Source organism: Testudinibacter sp. 'clade 2' (genome assembly GCF_006227735.1).
Lineage (GTDB): Bacteria > Pseudomonadota > Gammaproteobacteria > Enterobacterales > Pasteurellaceae > Chelonobacter.
Window position 1 is genome coordinate 1 of sequence record NZ_VDHB01000110.1, and the last position, 7,042, is coordinate 7,042.

Annotated in this window: 5 protein-coding genes; 4 read left to right on the forward strand and 1 reads right to left on the reverse strand. The window is 41.7% G+C overall.

All coding sequences use genetic code 11. The features are described 5' to 3' along the window. Positions 1-111 precede the first annotated feature (111 nt). Together FHQ30_RS09010 and FHQ30_RS09015 are read left to right on the forward strand one after the other, a co-directional pair. A complete protein-coding gene (locus FHQ30_RS09010) occupies positions 112-1,425 on the forward strand; it encodes a hypothetical protein (protein ID WP_139612020.1) in 1,314 nt (437 codons plus the stop codon). 204 nt (positions 1,426-1,629) lie between these two features. Continuing rightward, positions 1,630-3,081 (forward strand): surface lipoprotein assembly modifier, encoded by a 1,452-nt coding sequence (locus FHQ30_RS09015; RefSeq protein ID WP_267963860.1) that lies wholly within the window; start codon positions 1,630-1,632, stop codon positions 3,079-3,081. Between the two features lie 60 nt (positions 3,082-3,141). Here the strand turns inward: FHQ30_RS09015 and FHQ30_RS09020 are convergent, their stop codons facing one another. Continuing rightward, the gene (locus FHQ30_RS09020; protein WP_139612021.1) at positions 3,142-4,593 is read right to left on the reverse strand and encodes an aminoacyl-histidine dipeptidase; all 1,452 of its coding nucleotides are present in this window, start codon (positions 4,591-4,593) and stop codon (positions 3,142-3,144) included. Between the two features lie 203 nt (positions 4,594-4,796). On the opposite strand from FHQ30_RS09020, the gene gpt reads away from it, so the two are divergent. Further along, positions 4,797-5,255, forward strand: a complete 459-nt coding sequence (gene gpt, locus FHQ30_RS09025) for a xanthine phosphoribosyltransferase (protein WP_139612022.1) — start codon at positions 4,797-4,799, stop codon at positions 5,253-5,255. Between the two features lie 148 nt (positions 5,256-5,403). Further along, the gene (locus tag FHQ30_RS09030; RefSeq protein ID WP_139615034.1) at positions 5,404-6,948 is read left to right on the forward strand and encodes a BglG family transcription antiterminator; all 1,545 of its coding nucleotides are present in this window, start codon (positions 5,404-5,406) and stop codon (positions 6,946-6,948) included. Positions 6,949-7,042 lie beyond the last annotated feature (94 nt).

Sequence of the window (7,042 nt, forward strand, 5' to 3'; positions counted from 1 at the left end):
TTTTTTTTTTTTTTTTTAAACTAAGAAAGTTTGATGATTTTTTGCCGTTTTCATAGCAAAAATGAGCAAATATCAAGCTTTTGTCAATTTTAACCCAGTAAGGAATCCAACATGAAACCAACAATAAAAACTACTGCACTTGCCATTCTAATCTCTTTAGGCGCAGTCGCTTGCGGCTCGTCGGGAGGCTCAAGCAGTAATAAATCAACGACTAATACCACAGACCAAACGCAAACCGAACAAAGCTCAGAACAATTAGCAGCAGCCAAAAAACAAGCTGAATTAGCACAACAACAAAAAACGGTTGCAGAAGAAAAAGCGCTGAAAATTGCACAACAGCTGCAACAAGCACAAAGTGCGGTTAAAGCCTCCGAATTAAAAATCCAGCAAACCACCGCAGAAATTCAAAAAATAAAAACTGATTACCAACTTGCCGATGCTGAAAAAAACAAACAATTAGCACAACTGGAAAAGCAACTTACACAAGAAAAAGCCGCACTCACTGAAAGCGAAAAAAACTTAGCGACTGCCAACCAACAATTGCAAGCCTTAAAATCAGAAACTGAATCTAACAAACAAACTTTAGCGAATCTACAGAAGACCATTACTGAATTAAACAAACAAATCACAGAACTTAGAGAAACCAATATCAATCCAATTACAGCTTATGCAATGGATTCACGAATTCGTGTATTCGATAAAAATGGCAAAAGAATATCCGGAGAAGAAGAGCAAAAGTTACTGAATCTTTCACTCGATTATCTTTTACAACCGGCAACAAATACAGACGAACGTTTACGTAAATTCTTATTTGCGCCGGCTACATCCGGTATATTGCCTCAACCTAATGATAGTCGCTTAAATAGCTATACCATTAAGCAAACGGTGGACGGAAAAGCTGTCAATATGGTTTACACAACCTATCGTTATAGTGAAGACGATGCCTATTTAGCTGAAATTTCAGCCTCAGGCGCTATTGATGAGCAAGAGATCACAAGTTTCACGCTATTATATGGCGGTCAAGGTACGCCAGCAGAAAGATTATCTGACTATCAAAAATTAGATGTGAAAAAAACCTATGACGTGAAAGCAGCGCCGGGCTTAGGAAGATGGTGGGACAGCTATGATATTACCTTAATAGCTGATTTTGGCAAAGCTACTGTCTCGGGTCAAGGGATTAAAAAAGATGATAATCCAATTACAGCTCCTGGCAACATCACCTTTACTGACAACCCAATTTACAGCAAAGACGGCATTATTCAATTCGGTGGTGAGGGCTATGCCGAAGTTGAATTCACAGGTATCAACGGGGGCTATCAAGGCAAGGATCAATTAGTTTATCCGGGTATGATGATTGGTGCGGATGCTGAAAAAATTGTTGGACGCATTGGTGGCAGCACTATGATTGGTCACGAGAAAAAGTAAGTTTTTAACCTTATGCTGTAGAAGCAGATTGAATATATTTTAATAATATTTATTTTAAAATCAAATTATTAAATATAAAAACCGTAATGGGCGTATTCAATACGCTCCTGCAATTCTCGTTTTCAATACATCGTTAAGAATCTTCTTTTACCATGTATTAGGCAATGGTTTGAGGCGCACTTTGCGCCTCTGTTTTTGAGTGAAATGATGAAAAAACAATTTTATATTTTCTCCGTAACCGCACTTTGTGCAGCAAGTGCGGTTGCCGAAACCGCCGTCAGCGTGAATCAAGCGATAACCCCTGAAAGCATTCAAAATATCGCGCACCCGACTGCACCGCCGCAAAAGGTGGAAGAATCGGGGCAAAGTGCGGTGCAGCCGTTACGAGTTAGTCGTGCACAATTATTAGCGAACCCACAGTTAGCACAAGATTGGTTAAATTTAGCACTGCAACAACGCAATGTGGAATTAATCAATGAATTGTTGTCAATTTACCGCACTTTTGCGCAACATGATCCCATTCTCGTCAGCTTTGCCGAAGCGACATTGGCGCAACTGGCACAAGATTATCCGCTGGCGATTAGCCGCTTTCGTGAGATTCTCGCCATCAATCCGGCTCTCAATCCGGTGCGGATCGAACTGGCAAAAAGTCTGTTTCACGATCGGCAAGATAATGCAGCACGCGATCAGTTCGAAAAAGCCAAAAGTGCGGTCGGCGTGCCGGCACCAGTAGTCAAATTGATTGATTCCTATCTCAACACATTGCAACAACGCAGCGGTTGGCAAAGCAGTTTCAGTGCCTATTATCTGCGTGATACCAATGTCAACAACACCGCTGCTACTCGCGAAATTGAAAACACTGGGTTTGTCAAAGGTGACAGCATGCTGCCGCAATCGGCGCACGGTATTGCCTACGCTTTCAGTTTGGAGCGCAATTTCAATCTGAGTGGCTCACACTATTTACATCTTGGTACGGAGTTGTTTGGCAAGAACTTTTGGGATAATCACGCTTACGATGATATTTACAACCGCACTTATCTCGGTTATAGCCACAAAAGTGCGGTGCAAAGTGTGTCTATTTTGCCATTTTATGAAAAACGCTGGTACGGCAACCAGTCGTATAAATGGGCGAACGGCGTGCGCGGCGAATACCGCCGTTGGCTGAGCAATAACTGGCAAATCTCGACCGCACTTGAACACGCCGAACAGCGCTATTACGACAGCCAAAATCTGAATGGCCACAGCCAACTGGCTTCTGCCACCCTGCTGTGGCTGCGCAGCCCGCACCAATTTTTTTATGTCGGCGGCGATTATAACCGCGAAAAAACACGCTTATTGCAATACAGCAACAATACGCGCACCCTGCGGCTCGGCTGGGGACAAGAGTGGCAATGGGGCATTTCTTCCCGTATCGGACTGTCGTATGCACAGCACAATTATAAAGATCAAGCCAAATTGGGCGAACTGATTCCGCTGGGCAAAGTACGGAATGACAAGATTTACAGTGCAAATTTAACTCTGTGGAAACGTGATTGGCATCTGTGGGGCATTACGCCAAAACTGCAATTGTCGTGGAAAAAACAGGACAGCAATATCCCGTCAATGTACTCCTATTCGAGTAAAAATCTTCATCTCGTTTTTGAGAAAAACTTTTAGCCAAGGGGATCAGGGCGGCGCTTCCGCTCGCCCTGTATAGACTAGACTGTGTTCTCAAGGCTATGCCTGTGGAATATCCGCCAAAAGTGCGGTCAGCAGCGTCCAATAGGTTTGTACCGCCGGGATATGCACTCGTTCGTCCGGCGAATGTGCACCACGAATGGTCGGCCCTATTGAGACCATGTCCAGATTCGGATAGTGTTTTTTGATTAAACCGCACTCCAAGCCGGCGTGGATCACTTGGATTATCGGCTCTTCGCCTAGAATTTGCTGATAATGTCGTTGCGTCACCGGCAGCATTGCAGAATGCGGATTTGGCTCCCAGCCCGGATAATCATGGCTGAATTCAATCTCTGCGCCTGCCAGATTGACCAACGAATCCAACACCGAGCAGACATAGTGCTTGCCGCTTTCGATCAAAGAGCGGATCAAAATCACCACTTGCAATTGCTCGCCGTTGAGCTTTAACACCCCGATACTCAATGAGGTTTCCACCACGCCCGGCACGACGTCGCTGTTGCGAATTACGCCATTCGGCAGGGTGTTGAGCAAATCAATAATACGATCGGTACCGACTTGATTGATCACCTGCGCTGCCGGTTGTGCCACTTCCAATTTCAATTCCAGTGTCGGTTCGCTGAATGCCAGTTCGGCTTGCAGCTCGTTTTGCAGCACGGCAACCGCACTTTGTAATTTTTCATCACTGCCGTCAAACGCCAATAGCGCAAAGGCTTCACGCGGAATCGCATTACGCACCGAGCCGCCACCGATATCCGCCAATTGGAAATCAAAATGCGCTTGCAACTGCGCCAATACTCGACCCAACAATTTGATCGCATTGCCACGTCCGGTGTGAATATCTGCACCGGAATGCCCGCCTTTCAAGCCTTTCAACACCAGCTTAGCAGCCTGTGGCAATAAATTTGTCTCAACATCCAGATCAAGACGCAAATCACCGTCAATTCCGCCGGCACAGCCGATATAAATCTGCCCGTTTTCTTCGGTATCGGTATTGATCAAAATCTCACTTTGCAACCAATTCGGCTGCAAGCCGTTGGCACCAATCATGCCGCTCTCTTCAGTCATGGTCAGCAACACTTCCAAATCCGGATGCGCCAAATCATCACTCGCCAACACCGCCAGCGCCGACGCCAAACCGATGCCGTTGTCTGCGCCCAAAGTGGTATTTTCTGCGGTCACCCATTCACCGTCGATATAGGGTTTAATCGGATCAGTGCTGAAATCATGCGCCGTGCCTTCATTTTTCTGTGGCACCATATCCAAATGCGCCTGCAACGCCACTTTTTTGCGGTTCTGCATGCCTGCGGTCGCTGCTTTGCGGATCAAAATGTTGCCGACTTGGTCGCGCTCCACCCACAATTGCTGTTGTTTTGCCCAAGCAACAATGTGCTCAGCCAGTTGCTCTTCTTGATAGGATGGATGCGGAATATCACAAATTTGTTGAAACCACTGCCATAAAAGGGTCGGTTGAAGCTGTTTGATTTGTTGCATAATTATCCTCACGTACTAAAAATAAAAACTCAAGCCTGCCCATCGCAAGCGCCAAGCACCGTCTTATAAAAACCTAAAAAAATCGGCGGAAAATTGGGATTAATAATAGCATGAAATCTTTTTTCAGGTTATCCTATCGCAATTTTTAAAATCATACTGGTCACATCGCCAGCAACTATTTTCATTCTTTACAAGGGTTTATTATGAGCGAAAAATACATTGTCACTTGGGATATGTTCCACATGCACACCCGCAAACTTGCCGAACGTTTAATGCCGGCGTCCCGTTGGAAAGGCATTATCGCCGTCAGCCGCGGCGGACTGTTCCCAACAGCCGTTATCGCACGTGAATTGGGCTTACGCCATGTAGAAACCGTGTGTATCGCCAGTTACGACCACGACCAACAAAGTGAATTGAAAGTATTGCACGCCGCCGCAGGCGATGGCGAAGGCTTTATTGTGGTTGATGACTTGGTGGATACCGGCAACACCGCCCGCGCCATTCGCCAAATGTACCCTAAAGCGCATTTCGTCACCGTGTTCGCCAAACCGTCCGGCGCACCACTGGTTGACGAATATGTGGTTGATATCCCACAAAATACTTGGATCGAACAGCCTTGGGATATGGGTATCACCTTCGTACCGCCACTTTCCAGAAAATAAGATTGCTTCAGAAACACCCAAACGCCCGCTAACCAATGCAGCGGGCGTTTTTATAGATCGCATACCAGCGAAAAACCGCACTTTTCATCTCTATTTCCTGCTATAGTACTTTGACTCTTAGAAATTTACTCACTAAGCAGGAGATCAGATGAACCATTTTAATTTAGATTTAATCAAATTTATTCAAGAAAATTCTCCTGTTTCCCTCGATATTGTTTTGAGTAAATATCAAAAAACGCTATCGACAATAAAACGCGCTATTAAAGAAATTAATGATTACTTAGAACCAGAAAATAAAATTCATGTTATCAATGCTAAAATTATCACCCCGATAACCTATCGAGATTATATAAAATTTGTTAAAAGTATTAGTTTAAAGCGTTATATCTCTACACCAGATGAGCGGATAAGGCTTTTTATTCTCCAAGCAACCCTATTTGAAGCTGTTAATAGAAAAGAATTTTATAGTAGATTAAACTTAAGTTATAGCACGCTCAAAAATGACATCATTTTGTTAAAAGAAAAAACACCACGCCACATTGAATTCATGCTAAAAAATAGAAATTCTTGGGCTATTAGCGGCGATGAAATCTCAATCAGAATTAATTTCTGTAAGAATATTTTTAATATCCTTGAATTAGATCAAAATAATAACCTTGTTCCCCACAAAGCAAACTCTCCCATTGATAATTTAATCAGTGAGCAATTTCTGAATATCTTAAGACAAAACAACTTATCTACAGAAGCCATTTACCAAACAATAAATAGCAAAATCGAGTTATCCTATAACTCAAAAAAATACTTGATTATCTATCTTAGCATTTCGCTATACAGAATTGCTCAACATCATGTTATTCAACATATAAAAGAAATCTCTATCAAACATATAAATTATGCAAACATATTACAATTTGATAACACTGAAAATCAATTTATCAATATTTTACTATCGGCGCTTAATCATAAAACTGAAAGGCAAAGCATTATAGATCCTCAATTATATAAGCTTGTTACAGAATTCCATAAGGAAATAGCCCAATTCATTTGTATTAATCAATCAGATGAAGCCATATTAATCCCCGAAATTTACCGGGTGATTTATTCGTCTATCTTACAAAGTGAATTTACTATTGATTTTGACGATAAAAAGCTCGATAAAGTGGATCATCTCTATGGTGAGTTATATCACAACGTAGTCCATTTCATTAAAACAATCAATGATCATTACCAGGCAACGCTAACTAAAAATACAATCTCTACGATTGTATTGATTCTAAAGAAATTTGAAATCCGAATGCATTCGTTTAATCAAAAGAGAAAAAAAGTATATATTGTTACTAATTCTTCCGATCGAAAAGTGGGCTATTTCAAGGCGCTTCTCCTTGCTACGTTTGATATCGAAATTATGGACTGCATCAACATCAATGAAATCTATATCTTAAATAAAAACAAATTTGATTTTATTATCACCTTCACTAATAAGATATCAAACTACCTCAAGGAAGAAGGAATAGACTGTATTAAAATCAACTTTGAACTATCACCAGAAGATATAGCAATGCTTATTAAAAAAGGTTTTCCAAATTTCAAAAGCAAAATAAATAAAGATGATTTCATCATACAAACAAGAGGTATGAATGAAACAGAATTACATCATTATTTAACAGAGAAACATGGGAATATCTTTATCTAATGATATAAAATAGGTACATATTTAAATGTACCTAGGGTCTGTTGATCTTTGTTTATATTTTGAGTTGTCGTTTAAAATGAGCACAATCTAGGCG

Bases quoted from the DNA above. Each gene is read 5' to 3' on its own strand.
- FHQ30_RS09010 (WP_139612020.1), top strand. From the start codon at position 112: ATGAAACCAACAATAAAAACTACTGCACTTGCCATTCTAATCTCTTTA.
- FHQ30_RS09015 (WP_267963860.1), top strand. From the start codon at position 1,630: ATGATGAAAAAACAATTTTATATTTTCTCCGTAACCGCACTTTGTGCA.
- FHQ30_RS09020 (WP_139612021.1), bottom strand. From the start codon at position 4,593: ATGCAACAAATCAAACAGCTTCAACCGACCCTTTTATGGCAGTGGTTT.
- gpt (WP_139612022.1), top strand. From the start codon at position 4,797: ATGAGCGAAAAATACATTGTCACTTGGGATATGTTCCACATGCACACC.
- FHQ30_RS09030 (WP_139615034.1), top strand. From the start codon at position 5,404: ATGAACCATTTTAATTTAGATTTAATCAAATTTATTCAAGAAAATTCT.